This window comes from Paenibacillus sp. FSL H8-0048 (assembly GCF_038002825.1).
GTDB lineage: Bacteria > Bacillota > Bacilli > Paenibacillales > Paenibacillaceae > Paenibacillus_AQ.
Window position 1 is genome coordinate 226,844 of sequence record NZ_JBBODF010000001.1, and the last position, 20,732, is coordinate 247,575.

The following is a 20,732-nucleotide window of genomic DNA, read 5'->3' on the forward strand; positions in this document are numbered from 1 at the left end:
TCATTTGTCCAAAAAAAACAATAACAACAACGACAAACTGACGATATTCGCACTTGGCGGAGTCGGTGAAATTGGTAAGAACATGTACGTAGTTCAGTACGGCAACGACATTGTAGTCGTAGACGCCGGTCTGAAGTTCCCTGAAGAGGATATGCTGGGTATTGATATTGTAATACCGGATATCTCCTACCTCACTGAGAACCGTGACAAGGTAAGAGGGATTGTACTTACCCACGGCCATGAGGATCACATTGGCGGATTGTCTTATGTGCTGAAGAACCTGAATGTTCCGGTATACGGAACAAGACTGACCCTGGGCCTTGTGGAGAACAAGCTCAAGGAAGCGAACCTGCTGGGTGAAACGAAGCGGATTCTGATTAACGAGGATTCCGAGGTTGAGCTGGGCACATCGCTTAAGGTGACCTTCTTCAGAACGAATCACAGTATTCCGGATTCTGTCGGGGTATGCATTGAGACACCAGAGGGCAACGTTGTCCACACCGGTGACTTCAAATTCGACCACACGCCGGTCAACGGTCAATTTGCCAATCTGCACCGCATGGCTGAGATCGGATCGAAGGGCGTTCTGGCCCTGCTGTCAGACAGCACCAATGCCGAGAAGCCGGGCTTCACGCCTTCGGAGAAGAATGTCGGCATCGTGCTGGAGGATATTTTCCGCAAAGCTGAACAGCGTGTGGTAGTGGCGACCTTTGCTTCCAACGTGCATCGTATCCAGCAGGTAGTGAACGCTTCTGAAGCAACGGGACGCAAAATCACTGTTATTGGACGAAGCATGGTTAACGTAGTATCCATTGCTTCCGAGCTTGGTTATCTGCATATCCCGGACGGCATGCTCATTGAGCCTGAAGAGATGAACAGAATGGCAGGCAACCGTGTGGTAGTTCTATGCACAGGCAGCCAAGGCGAGCCGATGTCGGCGCTAACGCGCATGGCGCGTTCCAGCCACCGCAAGGTAGATATTATGCCGGGCGACACTGTTATTATTGCAGCTACACCGGTACCGGGGAATGAGAAATATGTAGGCCGTACCATTGATGAATTGTTCCGTCTGGGTGCCAATGTTATTTACAGCGGCTCCAACTCCGGCGTTCACGTATCCGGTCACGGCAGCCAGGAAGAGCTGAAGCTGATGCTCAACCTGATGAAGCCGAAATACTTCATGCCTATCCACGGTGAATACCGGATGCAGCGCAAGCATGCACTTCTGGCAGAGTCAGTTGGCGTAGAGCCAAGCAATATCTTCATCACCGAGCTGGGTGAAGTGATTGAGATCTCCGGAGGAGCTGCACGCAGAGCGGGTAAGGTAACTGCCGGTAACGTACTGATCGACGGGCTGGGTGTCGGCGATGTAGGTAACATTGTACTGCGTGACCGTAAGCTGCTGTCGCAGGATGGTATTCTGGTGGTTGTGGTTACCCTTAGCAAGCAGAACGGAGCGATTGTCTCCGGTCCTGACATCATCTCACGCGGATTCGTCTATGTACGGGAATCGGAAGGTCTCTTGGATGAAGCGAACCGCATTGTCTCAGGAACGCTGCAGCGTCTGATGAGTGAGAAGGTCAATGAATGGGCTTCCCTGAAGACCAGTGTCAAAGACTCGCTCGGCCGTTTCCTCTATGAGCAGACCCGCCGCAGACCGATGATCCTGCCGATTATTATGGAAGTCTAAGAGAAGCATTTCTTAACAATATAGCTTTGGCAATAGCCTCTTTTCCCGGAAATATTGGACGGTTTCCTGGGGAAAGGGGCTTTTTCATGTTTTTTTCGCTGCTCAAAACAACATTTGGGCAACCTGACCGTTATACAGGCAAGGAGGTGCAGCATGGAGCCAAGAGACATGGAGAAGGTGCTCCAACCCAAACTGGCGGAGATCCGCCGCTACTTAATCCGCCTCGGCGCCGGGGCCTCAGATGCAGAGGATATTGTGCAGGACACGGTGTACAAGGCGCTGCTGTATCTGGATGCGATCGATCAGCGCAAATTCAGCGCCTGGTTGTACAAGGTCGCAATTAACCGGTATTTTGACCATTGCCGCAGTCAGAAGAGATATCAGTATAGCGGTGAAGAAGTGGAGGAACATCCGGCACGCGAACAGGAGTTACCGGAGGCGGTACTGCTGCGCAGGGAACGGAAGGAAGAGATTGAGGGAGTATTAGCACGGCTTAATCCGGTGAATAAGCAGCTGATTCTGCTGAAATATGAAATGGAGCTATCCTACAAGGAGATCTCCGCCATGCTCGGCATTTCTGAAGCAAGAGTGAAGGCTTCGCTCTACCGGGCCAGACAGCAATTTCAACAATTATACGGAGGTGAGGGCGAATGACAGCCCCATGGGAAGAAGCAGAGGATCAGAGTATTATCCAGACCCTGAAGAAAACCAAACGGAAGAGCCTGATTCGCAGTATTCTGATTTCAGTTACTGTAAGTGTGTTAATACTGACCGCTGTATTCATTGGCGCGGCACAACTGGTCAATCGGATGTCCTCCAATGCGTTATTTAGTGAGGAACAGTATATGAGGATCAGCAGCCCTAATGAATACGGAGCAGGCTATAAGGATAGCAGAGGTTTTTTGTCGGGAGTTCTGGAAATGCAAACCTACAAAATTATCGGCGATGTGCCTATCCCCTGGAAGAACAGATGGCTGAACTACAACGCTCGGTGGTTCCCTTTCACAACCGGTGCCTATGGAGGCTCTAATAATCTAACTGTAGAGGATGCCAAGATGAAGCAGGAAGGCTATGAGTATTACCGGGGATATAATTCCTATAATGGACAGAGAGAGATGGCCTTCTATGTACCCGGGGTTGATTATAACGGAAAGATCCTGAATGATCTTTCCGAGCTGAATCAGATGAACGGGGATAAACGGGTGGAGCTGGCCATATCTTTTGACAAGGATTATTCGTTCGAAGAGGTGAAAGGCCTGCTGCCCGCAGGCGCAAAGCCAGTCTGGTACTGGGTCGATACGTATGATGACCGCGGGGGGTTCAGCTTCAAGCCGTTTCCTAGTGGGAATGATCCCGCTAAAATGAACTATCCGAACCCGATGAGTGCGAATTACGGAGTCTACGGTTTCGGCGTCCAGCCGGACTGGGATCAGGCAGACCCTGAGGATTTCATCGGAGCCGTGACCATTGGTAAGGACAAAAAGGACAAATACCACAGCGAGTACGAACGGATATACAACTATTTGAAAAAGGACAAAGCGGCGCCGGAGGCCAGCGATGTCCGGATATTGGGCGTAGTTGTGACCGGCACGGCTGACAGCTTGAAAAGTCTGAAGGGCCAGACTTATGTGCGCGGAGCTGTACTAGGAGCCGTGGCGGATAAATATTAACCGGTCAATGACGGCGGACGTTCTGAGGAGCGGCCGCCGTCTCTATGTGATAGTTCAAGTTAATGGTGTATAAGAGAGTCCCCCGGAATGTCATACTAACAGAAATCAGAATCCTGAAGCACACGGGTGTTACAGGCAGAAGGGGAGCGCTGTGTACGATGGAAATTACAGAAGCAAGCAAGGCGGACGGAGAGCGTAACGAAGAAATCCTGCCAGGGGAGATAAAGCCGGTAGTGAATGAGCCGGTTCCACCAGCAATGCCGGGACCTGTGGGCGTGCTTAAGGAATTGGGCCAGACAGCGGTTCCGACAGGGGAGCCGGATATTTTTTGTATGACGATTATTGGACAGATTGAAGGGCACTTCGTCTTGCCGCCGCATAACAAGACCACGAAATACGAGCATATTATTCCTCAGCTTGTTGCCGCCGAACAGAATAAGACCATCAAGGGGCTGCTGATTATTCTCAATACGGTTGGCGGGGATGTAGAGGCCGGACTGGCCATTGCGGAGATGATCGCTTCCTTGTCGAAGCCTACGGTCACAGTTGTCATCGGCGGCGGTCATAGCATCGGCGTACCCATAGCAGTATCCTCCACATATTCTATTATTGCTGAAAGTGCAACCATGACGATCCATCCGATCCGGATGAACGGCCTGGTGATCGGCGTCCCGCAGACCTTCGAGTATATGGAACGGATGCAGGAGAGGATGGTGAAATTCGTGACCTCTCATTCCCGGATCACGGAATCACAGTTCAAGGATCTGATGTTCAAGACCGGAGAGCTGAACCGGGACATCGGTACCGCAGTGGGCGGTCAGGATGCCGTCAAATTCGGCCTGATGGATGAAGTGGGCGGGATCGGTGCCGCGTTGGCCCACCTGAACCGGATGATTGCCGCTGCTCCTTCTCAGACGAACGATACGCTTCCGCAAGGAGGGCTGACCCAATGACCTTTTATACCGTTCTGCCGATGGAGCAGGTGTTCGAGGGGGCACTGAGTTATGCTTCTCCCGTGCAGGAGATAACAATTCAGGGCATGCTAATGCAGGTTGAACTGCTGGATGGAGGCCAGGCGAAGGTGGTCCGGCTGCTGCAGTGTCCACTGGATAAATATCTGGATGCGGCCTTCTCCCCGGGTGCAATCATTCAGTTGGACCGCTAAGTGCGAACAAACCGCCTAAAGATGCATATTCTGACAAAAGAGAACATAGGTACGCCACGCCATTATATGGTATAATGTTGACTCGGGGGTGGCTGGCGTGGCTAAACGGAGAAGAAAGAAGAAGAAAGCACTGCTGGGCAGTGTTTTAAAATATGAAATCTACGGAATTCTGCTGATTACGATTTCCGTCATTGCTTTGTCAGGGGAAGCGGCTGTCGGCCGCACGCTCTCAAGCATGGCGGGTTATTTGCTTGGCAGATTCTATTTTGTGCTGCCGCTGGCGGGCATCTTCTACGGCCTGATGGTAATGATTCACAGGAAATGGCCGTCCACCTGGAACAGCCGCTATACCGGCGGCCTGCTCCTGCTGTTGTCCATGTGCCTGATGAGTACCATATCGGCTATGCAGCAGAAGCTGGGTCCGATTGGGATGCTGCATCCGGGCAATGTGATGTCTCAAATACATAATGATCTATCCGGCGCTCTCTCACCGGGCGCGGGTGACAGCAGCGTATACATGCTGGGCAAGGATATCAGCGGTGGGTACATCGGCGCGCTTGAATATGCTGCGCTTCTGTGGCTGTTCGGCAATCTGGGCGCTAAGCTGCTGATGATTGTATTGCTGGCGATCAGCTTCATGCTGATTACCAATCTGTCCTATGTAGAGCTGTTTACCTTACTCCGGGTAAGGGCCGTCAAGCTGATTGAAGGAATTAAGCTCCGGGCGGCGAACCGCCCGGCTGCTGTTCCGGTGGTGAACAGCAGACCGGTTAGAGCCAGTAGAGTGACAACGCCGGAACCTGCGGATGATGACGATTACTTTGAAGAGGATGACGGATCGGGTCAGCAGCTGCCAAGACGCGGACAGTCGAAGCTGCTGGGGAGAATTACCGGATGGTTCGGCGGGTCTGCCCGCCAGAATCATCCGGAAGCTATGGATGATCTGGAGGAAGAGCTGCCGCCGGATATCATCATTACTGATCCGCGCACGGGTCCGGTCATCTCCGGTATGACCGCAGCCGGAGGTGTTCCTCTGGAGGAGTATGGCGAGGAGGACTTCCCGGATGAGGAGCTTGAGCCTGTTACACCGATCATCCGGGACTTCTTCGAGCATATCCGCTCTGAAGGGCTGAATGCCGAGGACCGTGAGGAATGGAGCGAATTCTCACCGGCTGCGCGCGGTGGTGCTGCCAACGGAACCGGAGCTGCTGAGCTTACAAGAGCGGGAGCAGATTCTACACCGTCAGGGGAATCCGAAGAGGATATACTGCCTGTGGAGCTGGACGGGCTGCTGGGAACGGCCGAGGAGGGCGAAGCGGCTCCGTTTATACCGCCTCCGCCTCCTCCCAAGCCTTACAAGCTGCCTTCCTTCCGTTTGCTGGCTAAGCCTAATAACGGGGCGAAGGCGGGCGATCAGAATGATTATATGCAGACGGCACGCAAGCTGGAGGCTACGCTGGAGAGCTTCGGTGTAAGGGCGAAGGTGCTTGAAGTGGTTCGTGGACCGGCAGTAACCCGGTATGAGATTCAGCCGGATATCGGCGTGAAGGTCAGCCGGATTGTCAATCTAACCGATGACATTGCGCTGGCACTGGCTGCCAAGGATATCCGTATGGAAGCGCCGATTCCCGGCAAGTCAGCCATCGGCATTGAAGTGCCGAATTCAGAAGTCTCAGTCGTCACTATGCGGGAAGTGATGGAGACACAGATTTTCCAGGAGGCAGATTCGCGGCTGTCCATTGCCTTCGGACGGGATATCTCCGGACAGACGATTATCGGCAATCTCGCCAAGATGCCCCATCTGCTCGTTGCAGGAGCTACTGGCTCCGGTAAATCGGTCTGCATCAACGGTATTATTACCAGCATTCTGTATAAGGCTAAGCCCAATGAAGTGAAATTCCTTATGGTTGACCCTAAGATGGTTGAGCTGAATGTATATAACGGCATTCCGCATTTGCTGGCTCCTGTAGTTACAGACCCGAAGCGTGCCAGTCTGGCCTTGAAGAAAATCGTGGTGGAGATGGAGAAGCGGTATGAGCTGTTCTCCAAATCAGGCACACGCAATATGGAAGGCTACAACAACTTGATGAAGGATAATCCGGCAGCAGTGCTGCCGTATATTGTGGTCATAGTGGACGAGCTTGCCGACCTGATGATGGTTGCGGCCAATGATGTGGAGGATGCCATCTGCCGGCTTGCCCAGATGGCGCGGGCGGCCGGAATTCATTTGATTATCGCCACACAGCGTCCTTCGGTAGATGTTATCACCGGCCTAATTAAGGCGAATATTCCTTCGCGTATTGCCTTCGGCGTCTCCTCGAATGTGGACTCCCGGACCATTCTGGATATGCCGGGCGCCGAGAAGCTGCTCGGACGCGGCGATATGCTGTTCCTGCCGATGGGGGCTTCCAAGCCGATCCGTGTCCAGGGCGCTTTCATGAGCGATCAGGAAGTGGAGACGATTGTGCAGTATGTCAGCAGCCAGGGGGAAGCGAATTATGATGAGTCGCTTGTGCCTGAGGTAGACGACACCCTGAGCGAGGATCAGGAGCCGCAGGATGAATTGTATGAACAGGCTGTCCAGATTGTTCTGGAAGCCAAGCAGGCTTCTGTGTCGCTGCTTCAACGGCGTATGCGTGTCGGTTACACCCGTGCTGCACGCTTGATCGACTCGATGGAGGCCAGAGGCGTAATCGGCCCTTACGAGGGCAGCAAGCCGCGTGAGGTGCTGATGTCGCTGGAGCAGTATCAGCACAACAGATTGAGTTCTTAAACAAAGAGATGACCCAATACTTGGGCCATCTCTTTTTTTGCGGAAGATAAGTTATGAAACGAAAGGGTTGAACTCCTATTTCTTCACCCGGGGTGCTGCAAGCAGTGCATTAACAATGTAATCCAGCTGTGCATTCAGTGAGTAGATGTCATTGTAATAGGATAATCCGAAGTCGATGTTCATCAGTCGGCCTTCTTTGACTGCCGGAATACTGTTCCAGAGCGGGTCTCCTGTCAGGTCAGTCATCCCGTCATAGGCGGAACGGAAGATGTACTCCCCGCTGTAATCGGCAATGACTTCGAAGGATACAGGCTCGCCGCCTACATCGGTCTTGCTATCTATTTTTTGCTGAATTTTCTCCGGTGCCTTCATGCCAAGATATTCATATAAGACCTGTGAACCCCGGCCATACTGTTTGCTCATAATCACTAACATACTGCGGTCTTCGCCGCCTTCCATGATGGAGATGGTTGAATCTAGAATTCCCGCTTCCTGCAGCTTCTGCTTACTGTTCTCCACCTTGGAATTGAAGTCGTTTAAGAGGGTGGTGGCCTGATTTTCCTTGTTAAGAGTGTGTCCAATGAAGCTGACCCGCTCAGCAGTTGTCATTTTCTCATAAGGTACTAACACAGTAGGTGCAATGTCATGCAATGCATTGTAGGTCTCCTCGGATGGAACGATAATCAGATCGGGATCAAGTGACAAGACAGCTTCCGGGCTGGCCTCGAACCAACTTCCCAGCTTCTGTACATCCTTCAATTCGTTCTCGAACGCAGCGCCTTCATTTACACTAGACACACCTACGGGCATGATGCCCAGCGCCAACACATCGCCCAGCAAGTACAGCACAACGACACGCTGAGGATCGGCGGGCACCTCAATGTCTCCTTTTACAGTAGCAATTGTCCGGGTCTGTGCCTCGGCTGCAGTGTGGTCTGGAGAGGGAGTGGCGAGGGAGGTGGCTGCAGGAGAAGAGGCCGGCGAGGGGCTGGCATTGCCTGCTGAGTTAGAACCGGTATTCCCTGAGGAACAGGCGCTTAACACTATGGTGAAGCATAACAACAAGGTTAACATTAGGGATGGCTTGGCCGTTCTGGACATGGATGACGCTCCTTCTAAAGTATATTGATAATGATTATCATCATCAATATATCGGAGAGTACCTTCACGGGCAATGTCATTTGCAGACAGCACAGATGGCATTTCCTGCCACGGTGAAGCGGCCTGTACAGAATTTTTGTACCTCACCGGCGGGCTTCCGAAGTGCTTCTTGAACATTTTACCAAAAGAGTATGCATCCGGGTAGCCTACAGCAGCAGCAATTTCATGCAGTGTGGACTCTGTGCCCAATAGCAGCTCACGGGCTTTGTCCATGCGAATCTGAACCAGATATTGGGCAGGGCTGGTCTGAAGCCGCATGCGGAATAACCTCGATAACGTCCTAGGGCTGGTGCCCAGAGTGCCGGCAAGTGTGTCCAGGGTGAACGGCATACTGTAAGAATCATGCATATAGCGTACAGCCTGGTCCAGCACATCTGCTCTGAGCGGGTTCAGCTCCTGCCCCTGCATCTGATGAAGCAGCTCATGGACCCACTGATAGAACAGGGCTTTGACATGCAGATGCTCCAAGGCGCGGCGTGTCTGCCAATCCCCATACATCTGGTCTAGAATCTCATACAGCGGCAGGGGATGGACAGGAATGAAATGATAGGTTCCGCTAAAAGGCTTGCTGCGTTCCAAAAGCGCTGTCAGGTTGCGCCGGGTCGGCAGGGTTAACGTTGAACGGTACATAATAAGGAAATAATCCAGAATTTCCTGGGTTTGCAGCAATTTGATAATAGCACCTTTACCCCCGTGAAAGACACTTGCGCCGTTGATTTCATAGGGGTAGTCATCTATAAGCACACTTGCGCTGCCGCGGACGATATACAGGTATGTGCTAGCCGGAAGGCGGTATTTCAACGGAGGTTGTCCATAAGTGAACGAGGCCTTGCGGATATCAATAACTTCTACAGTAGCATGGTTCCACAGTACAATATGGTCGTTAAAATCCATGTTTCTTCTCAACTCCTGTTGTTTCATAACCCAAGTATAGTTGATAATCGTTCTCAGCTGCAATGGATTTACGCTTCCAAGCTTTGCGGTCATGAATAGGAAGTCCAGCCAGTCGTCATAATAACTTTAGCCATTCATGCAGAACTTCCAAGAGAAAGGTAGAGCGAATCCCATGATAAAACATAAGCAGTGGATCATTGCCGCAGTTACCCTTGCCCTTGCAGCTGCGCCGTTTGCCGGTGCAGTCTTCAAAGATCATGATTTGATCTATGCCAAGCCCTATGCAGCAGAACAGGTTGACTCGGACCTCCCTGATGTAGAGGAGGAAGCCATGCCTGTATTCGGCACAACACCGCTTAAGGTGGGCTCCTCCGGGCAGGATGTCTATGAGCTGCAGGGAAGATTGAAATACCTGGGTTATTTTAACGGGAAGATTGACAGCCAGTTCGGGACCAAGACGAAGAATGCCGTGACCTGGTTCCAGTGGAAATTCGGCCTGAAATCCGACGGGGTGGTCGGGGCCAAGACGAAGCTTAAGTTATACAATGCGACTACAGCCTGGAAGCCGACAGCACCTGAGACGTCTACCGCCCAGAAAAAAGCGCCCTCCGGCGCAGCTGCGGCCAAATCCAATACGGCTGAGCTGTCCTCCGGCAATACGATGGGCCTGTCCGAGAACGATCTGAAGATCATGGCTAATGCGGTATACGGCGAGTCACGCGGCGAACCCTTTGAAGGGCAAGTAGCCGTAGCGGCCGTTATTCTCAACCGTGTAAAATCGCCAAGCTTCCCGAACACGCCTTCGGGCGTCATTTTCCAGCCGGGAGCCTTCACCGCCGTAGCTGACGGCCAGATCTATCTGGAGCCTAATGAACAGGCACGCAAGGCCGTACAGCAGGCACTGAGTGGTTGGGACCCGTCGGGCGGCTGTATCTATTACTTCAATCCCAAGACGGCGACCTCCAAGTGGATTTGGTCCCGTCCGCAGGTGAAGACGATCGGCCAGCATATTTTCTGCATGTAGCTTACTGTGTCTGTATACAACCCTCCGTAAGAGCAACCGGTACGCGTGTCCTCCGGTTGCTTCCTTACTTTGGAATGGTTTAGAATGGATAATACTTCATAAACATGTTATAGAGCATCAATCCACGCTGCAAAGGAGTTTTGGACTTGACTAATAATGGATTTCAACATGGCCATGCCGCAGGCATGCGTATACATGTTCTGCCGACCAAGGCGTTCAAGACGTTCGCCATCTCACTGTATGCAGGCGTTCCGCTTGAAGAGAGTACAGTAACCTCTACCGCACTGGTTCCGTTTGTACTCCGCCGGGGGACAGCGTCCTACCCGGAGACGACCCAATTCCGCGAGCGTCTGGAGGAGCTGTACGGTGCAGGCTTCGGCTTCGATATTTACAAACGCGGGGATTACCAGATTGTCCAGTTCAGGATGGATACGATCAATGATTCCTTTGTGCAGAGCAAGGAGAGCCTGCTTGGGGAATCCTTTGCTTTTCTGGGAGAGGTGTTGACCCGTCCCCTGCTTGAGAATGGAAGCTTCCGGGCTTCTTATGTGGCTACCGAACGCGAGACGATCCGCAAGAAGCTGGAATCCATTGTAAATGACAAAATCCGCTACGCAGCAGAACGCTGCATTGAAGAAATGTGCCGCAACGAGCCTTACCGTCTTCATCCCCTCGGCCAGCGGGCAGATCTGGATGCTATTACGCCCGAGACGCTGTACCAGAGCTATACCTCCTGGCTGAACGGCGCAACGCTTGATCTGTATGTAGTCGGCGATACCACACCTGAAGAAGTCGAGAAGCTGGTAACCGCTCATTTCGGCCGCGCCCATCACTCCGAAGCAGGAGGCTACACCTCGGACTTCACTCCGGTAACGGTTACGGAAGTGCGGACGGTGGAAGAGAAGCTGGATGTGAATCAAGGCAAGCTGAATATGGGGCTGCGGACCTCGATTACCTACAAGGATGACCGGTATGCTTCCGCGTTGATGTACAACGGTATCCTTGGCGGTTACCCGCATTCCAAGCTGTTCGTCAATGTGCGTGAGAAGGAGAGTCTGGCGTATTACGCCTCCTCCCGTTATGACGGGCATAAGGGCATCGGGACGATTCAATCGGGGATCGAGACCCAGAACTACGGCAAAGCCGTTGATATTATCCGCAAGCAGTTGGAAGAGCTGAAAGCCGGCAATATCACTGACCTGGAGCTTAGCCAGACCAAGGCGATGATCCGCAACCTGCTGTCCGAGATTCAGGATTCAGCGTTTGAGATGATCTCCTTTGATTTCAACCGCCAGCTATCCGGCAAAGACCGTTCTGCCCAGGAGTTGATGGACCAGGTTGACGGTATGGGAGCGGCTGAAGTGAAGGCGGCGGCAGATACTTTTGAGCTGGATACGATTTATTTCCTGACAGGGAAGGAGGAATAAGGATGGAGAAGCTCCATTACGAACGGCTTCAAGAAACACTTTATCACGAGGTTATGGATAACGGTCTTCAGGTATATGTGCTGCCGAAGCCAGCTTTTCTCAAAACCTACGCCACCTTTGCCACGAAATACGGTTCGGTAGACAATCACTTCAAGGTGGCGGGCGGCGAGGAGACTACAGTGCCGGATGGCATTGCCCACTTCCTGGAGCATAAAATGTTCGAGGAGCCGGAAGGCGACATTTTTGCCACCTTTGCGTCCAATGGCGCATCGGCGAATGCCTTCACGAGCTTTGACCAGACGGTCTATCTTTTCTCGGCCACGGAGAATATTGAGCAGAATCTCAGCACCCTGGTAGATTTTGTGCAGCGTCCTTATTTCACGGATGAGAATGTGGAGAAGGAGAAAGGGATTATCGGGCAGGAAATCAATATGTATGCCGATAATCCAGACTGGCGCGTCTATTTCGGGCTGATTGAAGCCATGTATGCTACCCACCCGGTTCATATAGATATCGCCGGAACGATCGAATCGATCTCAACCATTACGAAGGAAACGCTGTACACCTGTTACAATTCCTTTTATCATCCCAGCAATATGCTGCTGTTCGTGGTCGGCGGGGTGGACCCTGAGCAGGTATTTGAACTGATCCGCAGCAATCAGCAGGGTAAGAGCTATGAGAAGCAGGGTGAAATTACGCGTATCTTCGCGGAGGAGCCTGAGCAGGTGGCCTCGAAGCATGTGGAGAGCAGGCTTGCTGTCTCCATTCCCAAGATGATGTTCGGCTTCAAGGAAAAGGTGGATGGTCTGAGCGGTGAAGCGGCGGTGCGCCGTGATCTGACCACGAAGCTGATGCTGGACCTGCTGTTTGGCAGCAGTACGGCATTGTATCAGAAGCTCTATGACGAGGAATTGATCTCGGACAGCTTCGGCCACGAATTTAACAGCTCTGCGGAGTATGCCTTCTCGGCGATCGGCGGCGATACCAAAGATCCGGGACTGCTGCTTGAACGGATTAAGGAAGAGGTAGGACGTATTCTGGAGACGGGCTTCGCGGAGAAGGATTTCGAACGGGCCCGCAAAAAGAAAATCGGCGGCTTCCTGCGGATGCTGAATTCGCCGGAGAGCATTGCCCATGAGTTCACCCGTTACCAGTTCCGTGGAGGAGATCTGTTTGAAGTGCTTCCCCTGTATGAATCGATCACTCTGGATGAAGTGAATGCCCGGCTCCATGCCCATGTGAACTGGGAGCAGCTGGCCGTGTCGCTGGTGGTGAGTCCTTAATGATGTTACCGGGAGAGGACAGCAAACCGATTGGTGAAATGACAGTGCTCATTACCGGAGGCAGCGGGGGAATCGGCGGCGCGATCGCTGAACGTTTTGCTTCGGTGGGAATGAACATTGTGATTCATTATATGAATTCGCATGAAGCGGCTAATGATGTGGCCCGGCGCTGTCTGGCGCTGGGAGCGAAGGTTATGACCGTAGCGGCGGACATGAAAGACCGCAGTCAGCTCGTACGCATGGCCGAAAGGCTGGAGAGCAGCGGCATGATGCCGGATATCCTGGTCAATAATGCCGGGAAAGCACATTATGGCATGTTAGCCGATCTGACCGAGGAGGAGTGGGACGATATCATGGCGGTGAATCTGAAGGGTACTTTTATGTGCAGCCAGATTTTCATGCCTTATATGGTCACGCAGCGTTACGGCCGGATCATTAATGTTTCCTCCGTATGGGGGATTTCGGGCGCATCCTGTGAAGTGGCGTATTCGGCCAGCAAGGGCGGAGTGAATGCTTTTACCAAGGCGCTCGCCAAGGAGCTGGCCCCCTCCAAGGTTACTGTGAATGCTGTAGCGCCTGGAGCGGTCCACACGGCCATGCTGTCCAATCTGCAGGCGGATGAGCTGAAGATGCTGGAGGAGGAGATCCCTGCGGGGAGACTGGCTACCCCTGAAGATATATCCTCGCTTGTCTATTTTCTGGCGCTGCCTGAATCCGGTTATATTACGGGACAGGTCATCAGTCCGAACGGCGGCTGGATTACTTAATAACTTGTATGACACCAGGAATCATGAGTCTGCTCTGGAGAAATGCTCCAGCATAAGAATTTCCGGCTTGAGACATATTATAACTGTTGCTTCTAAATCTCAATATCATCACAAACCTGAGGAGGATTTAAGATGTCAACAGATTCCGTAGTGAAGAACTTTGATACCTGGAAAAGCTTTTTGGGCGACCGGGTCATTCAGGCCGAAAAAATGGGGATGAGCGACGAGACCATCACCAAGCTGGCGTTCGAAATCGGGGAATTCCTCGACAAGAAGGTCGATCCGGGCAACTATTCCAACCGGGCCATCAAAGAGCTGTGGGATGTCGGAACGGATGATGAGAAGCATACCATTGCCGGACTCATGGTCAAACTGGCGAAGAAAAACGCATAGGTACGCAGAAGAAGCTCCCCTAGCGGGAGCTTTTCTGCAATTATTACAATCGTGTCCTTGCCTTTCAATTTTTTTTTCTATATCATTAACATGACCCGTGTATCTGAAACAACATGCAGGGAAAAGGAATCTATGAGGTGCGCACAAGTGGAATATAAACAATGGTATATGGAGTATAAGATACATAAGAACAGACCCGGTCTGTTAGGCGACATCGCTTCTATGCTGGGGATGCTGGAAGTCAATATTCTGACGATTAACGGCGTAGAAGGCAAGACGCGCGGAATGCTGCTGGAAACCAGCGACGATGAGAAGATCATGCTGATGGGCGAGATGCTCAAGAAAGTTGATAATATAACGGTTACGGCACTCCGTACACCGCGGCTTGTCGACCGGCTGGCCGTCCGGCATGGACGGTATATCGACCGTGATTCGGATGACCGCAAGACCTTCCGCTTCACCCGCGATGAGCTCGGGCTGCTGGTGGATTTCCTGGGTGAGCTGTTTAAGAGGGAAGGCAATCAGGTTATAGGACTACGTGGCATGCCGCGGGTAGGCAAGACAGAATCGATTATTGCCGGCAGTGTCTGTGCGATGAAGCGCTGGACGTTTGTCTCCTCTACGCTGCTGCGCCAGACCGTCCGCAGCCAGCTCGCTGAAGACGAGATGAATCCGCATAATGTATTTATCATTGACGGGATCGTCAGCACCATCCGCTCAAACGAGAAGCATTATAACCTGCTGCAGAATGTCATGAGTATGGCAAGCACCAAGGTGATTGAGCATCCTGATATTTTTGTGCGGGAGTCCGAATTCACCTTCGATGACTTCGATATTATTATTGAGCTGCGCAACGCACCGAACGAAGAGATATTGTACGAGTCGTTTACGACAAGCTACAGTGAAGATCTTTAATATATTTCATTTAGAGCATTGCTCACACAACATTCAGGAGGTGATGGTATGTCGGAACTGGGCCGGCATTTGAAGGAGGCTCGTCTGCAAAAGGGGATGAGTCTTGATGATGTCCAGGAAGTAACAAAGATCCGTAAAAAATATTTGGAAGCCATCGAAGCAGGGGATTATAAAGTGCTTCCGGGCAGCTTTTATGTCCGGGCCTTTATCAAAACCTATGCCGAGGCGGTCGGTGTTAACCCGGATGAGCTGATGGAGGAGCATGGCAATGTGCCTGCCGCTCCCGTCGATACTACCATGGAGACCGTAATTCAGAAGCGGAGCCGAAAGCCTGAAACGGAGCGTAATGCCAAGTGGCTGCCGACCTTGCTGATGTGGACCTTCCCGGTGCTGATCCTGGTAGTCATCTACCTATATGCTTCTTCCACGATAAATGATTCGGGGCCGAAGAAAGCGGATAACGCAAGCCTGACTGAGGCAACGCAAGATCCGGCCAAGGTGAAGCCTTCACCTACGGCCGCTGGCGGGGGAGCAGTGCCCTCTGCGACAGCGGATGCGGCAGCTACAGCTGATGCAGGAGCCGCAGCTACTACTGCGCCTTCTGCAACTCCAGAGCCGTCTCCATCGGCTTCTCCGGGAGCGGTCACAGTTACTCAGGACCGTAAATCAGGCAAGACGACGATCTATAAGGTCTCCGCGCCTGCTGGAAGCCAAGTTCAGGTCGTGATTGCCTCCACCGGAGTCAGTTGGCTTGAAGTGTACAAGGGTGAGAACTCCAAGGGGGAGAAGCTCAGCTTCGGGAACACCAAGGCCGGCGATAATCTCAGCTTCACGCTGGACAGCCAAGGCATGTATATCAAGTCAGGCTATTCACCGGCTACGGCAATTTCGGTTAACGGACAGGCGATCACCGACGGCAAAACCTCCTCTCGTCTGCTGCTTGAACTGGATAACGGGACTGACGGCGCTACTGGCGGGAGTACTACCGGAGAATAGTACATCCCATGTATAGTCTTTGGCGGATTGGAGAACCTAGAAGTGTTTAACAGTTCTCTCGCCAAAGTGAGGTGTATTCTCTCATGACCGTCAGCTGGATTGTAACAGGGCTTGGCATTATTGTCAGTCTCCTGGGGTATTATTTAACACCGGGCGCCTGGGGATATGGCATTCTGGGCTTTGGACTGGCACATGTTCTGCTGGGGATTCTGGATATGTTCCGGGCTCCTGCACGCAGCAGATAATATCTAGAGGTGAGCGTCTCCCGGACAGGTTCCGGGAGGCGTGTTTTTAGGTGCAAATATAAGAATTTATATGTTCACGCTATAAATTATCCTTCTATTTCTCGCTGAAACGTTACCGTCCTTACAAAGGACGGAATGCCGTTTTCACTTGACTCTTTTCCAGTATTAGACTTAGCAGCGCCTATCTCATATAATAGGAACAGACTAATTGTAACTAAAGGATGTGGAACCATGAGTTCAGAAAGTTCATTTGATATCGTATCCAAGATGGATATGCAGGAGCTGACCAATGCGGTTCATCAGACCGAGAAGGAAATCGAGAACCGGTTTGATTTCAAGAACAGCAAGAGCAGTCTGAAGCTGGAGAAGGATGCGCTTGTCATTGCCTCTGAGGATGAATACAAGCTGAATGCAGTAATCGATATCCTCCAGACCAAGATGGTGAAGCGGGGAATCACGCTAAAGAATATGGATTTCGGCAAAGTGGAGCCGGCTTCGCTCGGCACAGTGCGCCAGCGGCTGGGACTGCGGCAAGGAATAGACCAGGAGAACGCGAAGAAGATCAATATTTTGATCCGCGATTCCAAGCTGAAGGTCAAGAGCACGATTCAGGGTGATCAGATTCGTGTGACCGGCAAGAGCCGCGACGACCTCCAGCAGATTATTCAGCTTTTACGCAAGGCTGATTTGCCGCTTGATTTACAGTTTAACAATTTAAAGTAAGATCATGTGCCCCGCAGTGTATACTTACCTTACTTGCGGGGTGCTTCATGTTTTTTTGACACTTATTTATGGCTATAATATACTAGCTAAGCAGTTTTGAAGAACATGCTGGAATAACGGATTCGTATGGACTAGGGGAGGAACCTTCAGTGAATTTACCCAACCGCATCACATTAGCGCGTATTTGCCTTATCCCAATCATGATGTTTTTTCTGCTGGTGGACTTCAGCTTCTATCCGGAACCGATACATTGGGGCTCCTTTCAGCTTTCAATTAATCACTTGGTAGCGGCAGTTATTTTTCTGCTGGCAGCCAGTACCGATGGAATTGACGGTTACATAGCCAGAAAATATAACATGGTCACCAATCTGGGTAAGCTGCTCGATCCCTTAGCGGATAAGCTGCTGGTCTCAGCCGTACTGATCTCATTGGTTGAGCTGGGAAGATGCGATTCCTGGATTGCCATTGTCATCATCAGCCGTGAGTTTGCCGTGACCGGACTGCGCCAGGTGGCACTATTGGAAGGGAAGGTAGTGGCTGCAAGCAAGTGGGGTAAGGTAAAAACAGTGATTCAGATTGTTGCCATTTCACTGCTGCTGCTTAACAACTTCCCGTTCCAGTTCGTCAGCATCCCCGTGGATGACATTGCAATCTGGGCTGCAGCCATCATTACCATTTACTCTGGCATTGATTATTTCGTGAAGAATAAGGAGCTGCTGGATTTGAACAAAGCCTGAGATGCTGAAACAGGCTAAGCCTTGCAGGATACCTACAATCAGGAGGAGAACGTCAGCTATGAAAGCAGAGATAATTGCCGTTGGAACAGAACTTTTACTTGGACAAATCGTGAACAGCAATGCCCAGTTTCTATCGGTAGAGCTGGCTGCATTAGGCATTGACGTTTATTTTCAGACCGTTGTGGGAGATAACAAAAACCGTCTGCTGGAAGCGATCCGGATTGCTCAGAGCCGGGCGGATGTTATATTATTCACCGGCGGCATCGGTCCGACCGAGGATGATCTGACCAAGGATGCGCTGGCTGCGGCGCTTGGCCGGACCCTGCACATCGACCAGCTGGCCATGGATCATGTGCAGCGCTTCTTCGATGACCGCAAGATTGTAATGACTGAGAATAACCGCAAGCAGGCGCTTGTCATTGAAGGGACGACCCCATTGTCCAATGATACCGGCCTTGCGGTAGGAATTGCTTTTGCAGAAGAGGGCAAATATTATATTGTGCTGCCGGGCCCGCCCCGGGAGATGAAGCCGATGTTCACGGATAAGGCCAAGCCATGGCTTCAGCAGCATGCACTTACTAGTGAAATGCCGCTCTACTCGAAGATGCTTAAGTTCGCCGGGATTGGCGAGTCGCTGCTGGAGGACAAGCTGATTGATCTGATCCGCAGCCAGAGCGATCCTACGATTGCCCCGTATGCCAAGGAAGGCGAAGTGACCGTGCGCATCTCTACCAAAGCGCCGTCCGAGCGGGAAGCTATGGTTAAGCTTGATGCACTTGAGAAGAAGATTGCTGCTATTCTGCCGGAGAATCTGTATGCCAACATTGATGTGCCGCTGGAGCAGCTGATTGTGGACTGGATGGCGGATGCGGGGCTGACGCTGAGTGCTGCCGAGAGCTGTACGGGCGGGCTGCTGATGGAGAGCATTACGAATATCCCGGGCAGCGCCTCCATGTTTGCCGGGGGCATCGTCTGTTATTCCAATGATATTAAGAAGAAACTGCTGAATGTGCCTTCCGCTATGCTTGAAGGCCCGGATGCCCCGGGAGCGGTGAGCCGCGAGGTGGCGGAGGTGCTGGCTGAGCAGGTGCGTATGATCGGTGACACGGACTTCGGCTTATCGGTTACCGGTGTAGCCGGTCCGGGATATTCCGAGCGTAAGCCGGTCGGACTTGTGTTCGTGGGTCTGGCTGAGCGGGGCTGCAAAACAGAGGTATATGAGCTGAATCTGAAGGGCAGCCGTGAGAACATCCGCCTGCGCACAGTCAAGGCGCTGCTGTACCGTTTGTGGCGACGGCTGGAAGAACGCAAGGTAGCCACTCCGCTGGAAGGCTCGGCCTTGCAATAACGGTTCAAGGCAGTATATAATTTAGGTATGCGGAAGAACCGTGGCTTGAGCAATCATGCTGCGGTTTTTTGTTTTATATCAGGTATAACAAATTATCCTATGATTGTTCCTGTTTACGTAAGAAGCGGAAGAGAAGCTGCCTGCTAAGTCCTTGCATCCGGAAGGAGGTTAGTATCTTACAATAAAAGGGAGTATTATCCCTGGGAGCAAAAAAAACGAATGTATGTTCTAAAAAAGACTTGGCAAGACCTTCAAAACACGTTATTATAATACTATAAACAGTGAAGGAAGTGGTCTGATTGTCAGATCGTCGTGCAGCGCTTGATATGGCGCTTCGTCAAATAGAAAAACAATTCGGTAAAGGTTCGGTAATGAAACTGGGAGAATCCACTCACATGAAAGTGGAAGTTGTACCTAGCGGATCTTTGGCACTTGATATTGCACTAGGTATTGGCGGACTTCCCAAAGGACGTATTATTGAAGTATATGGACCGGAATCTTCCGGTAAGACGACGGTTGCCCTTCATGCGATTGCTGAAGTACAGAAGCAGGGCGGACAAGCTGCCTTCATCGATGCTGAGCATGCGCTTGATCCTAAGTATGCTAAGGCGCTTGGTGTTAACATTGATGAACTGCTGCTGTCCCAGCCTGATACAGGTGAACAGGCCCTGGAAATCGCTGAAGCGCTTGTACGCAGTGGAGCAGTAGACATCATTGTAGTTGACTCTGTAGCAGCACTGGTACCAAAGGCAGAAATTGAAGGCGACATGGGTGATTCCCACGTAGGCTTGCAGGCCCGTCTGATGTCTCAGGCATTGCGGAAGCTGTCAGGTGCCATCAACAAATCCAATACCATTGCGATCTTCATTAACCAGCTTCGTGAGAAGATCGGCGTAATGTTCGGTAACCCTGAGACCACTCCGGGTGGACGCGCTCTGAAATTCTACTCCTCGGTCCGTCTGGATGTGCGCCGGGTAGAGAGCATCAAGATGGGTAACGATGTCGTGGGTAACCGCACGAAGATCAAGGTTGTGAAGAACAAGGTAGCGCCTCCGTTCAAGCAAGCGGATGTAGATATCATGTACGGCGAAGGAATCTCCAGAGAAGGAAGCCTTGTGGATATCGGTACAGAGATGGATATCGTTAACAAGAGCGGTGCCTGGTATTCCTATGAAGGCGAACGTCTGGGTCAAGGACGTGAGAATTCCAAGCAGTTCCTGAAGGAACATCAGGATATTGCCCTGCTGATCGAGAATAAGATCCGTGAGGCCAGCAACCTGACAACTCTGGTTGAGGCGCCATCTGAAGCAGATGTGGCTGCGGAGCAAGAGGAAGAAGAAAAGCTGTTGCTTGAGATCGAGTAATTAACTACTCGTCTACTTCTAATTGAATAATGAAGTCAAGATGGATAGGCGCCCTGTGAGGATATAACAGGGTGCCTTTTCGCAAGTGATCAATAATAAGCGTAAAGGATATTAGTAAAAAGCTTCTATATTATTTCCAGCTTAACGAGGTGATTGG

Annotated in this window: 19 protein-coding genes; 18 read left to right on the forward strand and 1 reads right to left on the reverse strand. The window is 51.6% G+C overall.

Going from position 1 to position 20,732, the window contains the following annotated elements; all coding sequences use genetic code 11:
* Positions 1-4: 4 nt before the first annotated feature.
* The 6 genes from NSU18_RS01100 to NSU18_RS01125 all read left to right on the forward strand — a co-directional run bounded on the left by NSU18_RS01100 (position 5) and on the right by NSU18_RS01125 (position 7,298).
* Positions 5-1,690, forward strand: coding sequence for a ribonuclease J (locus tag NSU18_RS01100; RefSeq protein ID WP_036692641.1), 1,686 nt, complete (start codon positions 5-7; stop codon positions 1,688-1,690).
* A gap of 153 nt (positions 1,691-1,843) precedes the next feature.
* A complete protein-coding gene (locus NSU18_RS01105; protein ID WP_341022607.1) occupies positions 1,844-2,344 on the forward strand; it encodes an RNA polymerase sigma factor in 501 nt (166 codons plus the stop codon).
* Positions 2,341-3,360 (forward strand): anti-sigma factor, encoded by a 1,020-nt coding sequence (locus tag NSU18_RS01110; protein WP_341147962.1) that lies wholly within the window; start codon positions 2,341-2,343, stop codon positions 3,358-3,360. Before NSU18_RS01105 ends, NSU18_RS01110 begins: the two co-directional genes overlap by 4 nt.
* 158 nt (positions 3,361-3,518) lie before the next feature.
* Complete coding sequence (locus tag NSU18_RS01115; RefSeq protein ID WP_341147963.1) at positions 3,519-4,313, forward strand: ClpP family protease; 795 nt, start codon at positions 3,519-3,521, stop codon at positions 4,311-4,313.
* Positions 4,310-4,525, forward strand: coding sequence for a YlzJ-like family protein (locus tag NSU18_RS01120; protein WP_341147964.1), 216 nt, complete (start codon positions 4,310-4,312; stop codon positions 4,523-4,525). Before NSU18_RS01115 ends, NSU18_RS01120 begins: the two co-directional genes overlap by 4 nt.
* A gap of 97 nt (positions 4,526-4,622) precedes the next feature.
* The gene (locus NSU18_RS01125) at positions 4,623-7,298 is read left to right on the forward strand and encodes an FtsK/SpoIIIE family DNA translocase (RefSeq protein ID WP_341022601.1); all 2,676 of its coding nucleotides are present in this window, start codon (positions 4,623-4,625) and stop codon (positions 7,296-7,298) included.
* A 75-nt stretch (positions 7,299-7,373) separates the two neighbouring features.
* Here NSU18_RS01125 and NSU18_RS01130 read toward each other — a convergent pair whose 3' ends face one another.
* Entirely contained in the window at positions 7,374-9,353 is a 1,980-nt protein-coding gene (locus NSU18_RS01130; RefSeq protein ID WP_341147965.1) for an AraC family transcriptional regulator, read from the reverse strand.
* A gap of 172 nt (positions 9,354-9,525) precedes the next feature.
* Here NSU18_RS01130 and sleB point away from each other — a divergent pair, with 172 nt between their 5' ends.
* The 12 genes from sleB to recA all read left to right on the forward strand — a co-directional run bounded on the left by sleB (position 9,526) and on the right by recA (position 20,575).
* Positions 9,526-10,377 carry a spore cortex-lytic enzyme gene (sleB, locus tag NSU18_RS01135; protein WP_341147966.1) on the forward strand — a complete coding sequence of 284 codons (852 nt, stop codon included), beginning with the start codon at positions 9,526-9,528 and terminating at the stop codon, positions 10,375-10,377.
* Positions 10,378-10,523: 146 nt separating this feature from the next.
* Complete coding sequence (gene yfmF, locus NSU18_RS01140) at positions 10,524-11,804, forward strand: EF-P 5-aminopentanol modification-associated protein YfmF (protein ID WP_445321782.1); 1,281 nt, start codon at positions 10,524-10,526, stop codon at positions 11,802-11,804.
* 2 nt (positions 11,805-11,806) lie between these two features.
* Entirely contained in the window at positions 11,807-13,087 is a 1,281-nt protein-coding gene (gene yfmH, locus NSU18_RS01145) for an EF-P 5-aminopentanol modification-associated protein YfmH (RefSeq protein WP_340753216.1), read from the forward strand.
* On the forward strand, positions 13,087-13,854 hold the full coding sequence (gene ymfI, locus NSU18_RS01150) for an elongation factor P 5-aminopentanone reductase (protein WP_036724753.1): 768 nt from the start codon (positions 13,087-13,089) through the stop codon (positions 13,852-13,854). The genes yfmH and ymfI overlap by 1 nt, the downstream gene beginning before the upstream one ends.
* 132 nt (positions 13,855-13,986) lie before the next feature.
* Entirely contained in the window at positions 13,987-14,247 is a 261-nt protein-coding gene (locus tag NSU18_RS01155; protein ID WP_036692667.1) for a DUF3243 domain-containing protein, read from the forward strand.
* Between the two features lie 147 nt (positions 14,248-14,394).
* Positions 14,395-15,162 carry a DUF3388 domain-containing protein gene (locus NSU18_RS01160; protein ID WP_341022595.1) on the forward strand — a complete coding sequence of 256 codons (768 nt, stop codon included), beginning with the start codon at positions 14,395-14,397 and terminating at the stop codon, positions 15,160-15,162.
* Between the two features lie 48 nt (positions 15,163-15,210).
* Positions 15,211-16,158 carry a RodZ domain-containing protein gene (locus tag NSU18_RS01165; RefSeq protein ID WP_341022594.1) on the forward strand — a complete coding sequence of 316 codons (948 nt, stop codon included), beginning with the start codon at positions 15,211-15,213 and terminating at the stop codon, positions 16,156-16,158.
* Between the two features lie 83 nt (positions 16,159-16,241).
* The gene (locus NSU18_RS01170; protein ID WP_179090467.1) at positions 16,242-16,403 is read left to right on the forward strand and encodes a hypothetical protein; all 162 of its coding nucleotides are present in this window, start codon (positions 16,242-16,244) and stop codon (positions 16,401-16,403) included.
* A gap of 231 nt (positions 16,404-16,634) precedes the next feature.
* On the forward strand, positions 16,635-17,126 hold the full coding sequence (locus tag NSU18_RS01175) for a YajQ family cyclic di-GMP-binding protein (RefSeq protein ID WP_341022593.1): 492 nt from the start codon (positions 16,635-16,637) through the stop codon (positions 17,124-17,126).
* 149 nt (positions 17,127-17,275) lie between these two features.
* On the forward strand, positions 17,276-17,863 hold the full coding sequence (pgsA, locus tag NSU18_RS01180; RefSeq protein WP_340753219.1) for a CDP-diacylglycerol--glycerol-3-phosphate 3-phosphatidyltransferase: 588 nt from the start codon (positions 17,276-17,278) through the stop codon (positions 17,861-17,863).
* A gap of 58 nt (positions 17,864-17,921) precedes the next feature.
* Entirely contained in the window at positions 17,922-19,211 is a 1,290-nt protein-coding gene (locus tag NSU18_RS01185) for a competence/damage-inducible protein A (RefSeq protein ID WP_341022592.1), read from the forward strand.
* Between the two features lie 299 nt (positions 19,212-19,510).
* Complete coding sequence (recA, locus tag NSU18_RS01190; protein WP_341022591.1) at positions 19,511-20,575, forward strand: recombinase RecA; 1,065 nt, start codon at positions 19,511-19,513, stop codon at positions 20,573-20,575.
* Positions 20,576-20,732 lie beyond the last annotated feature (157 nt).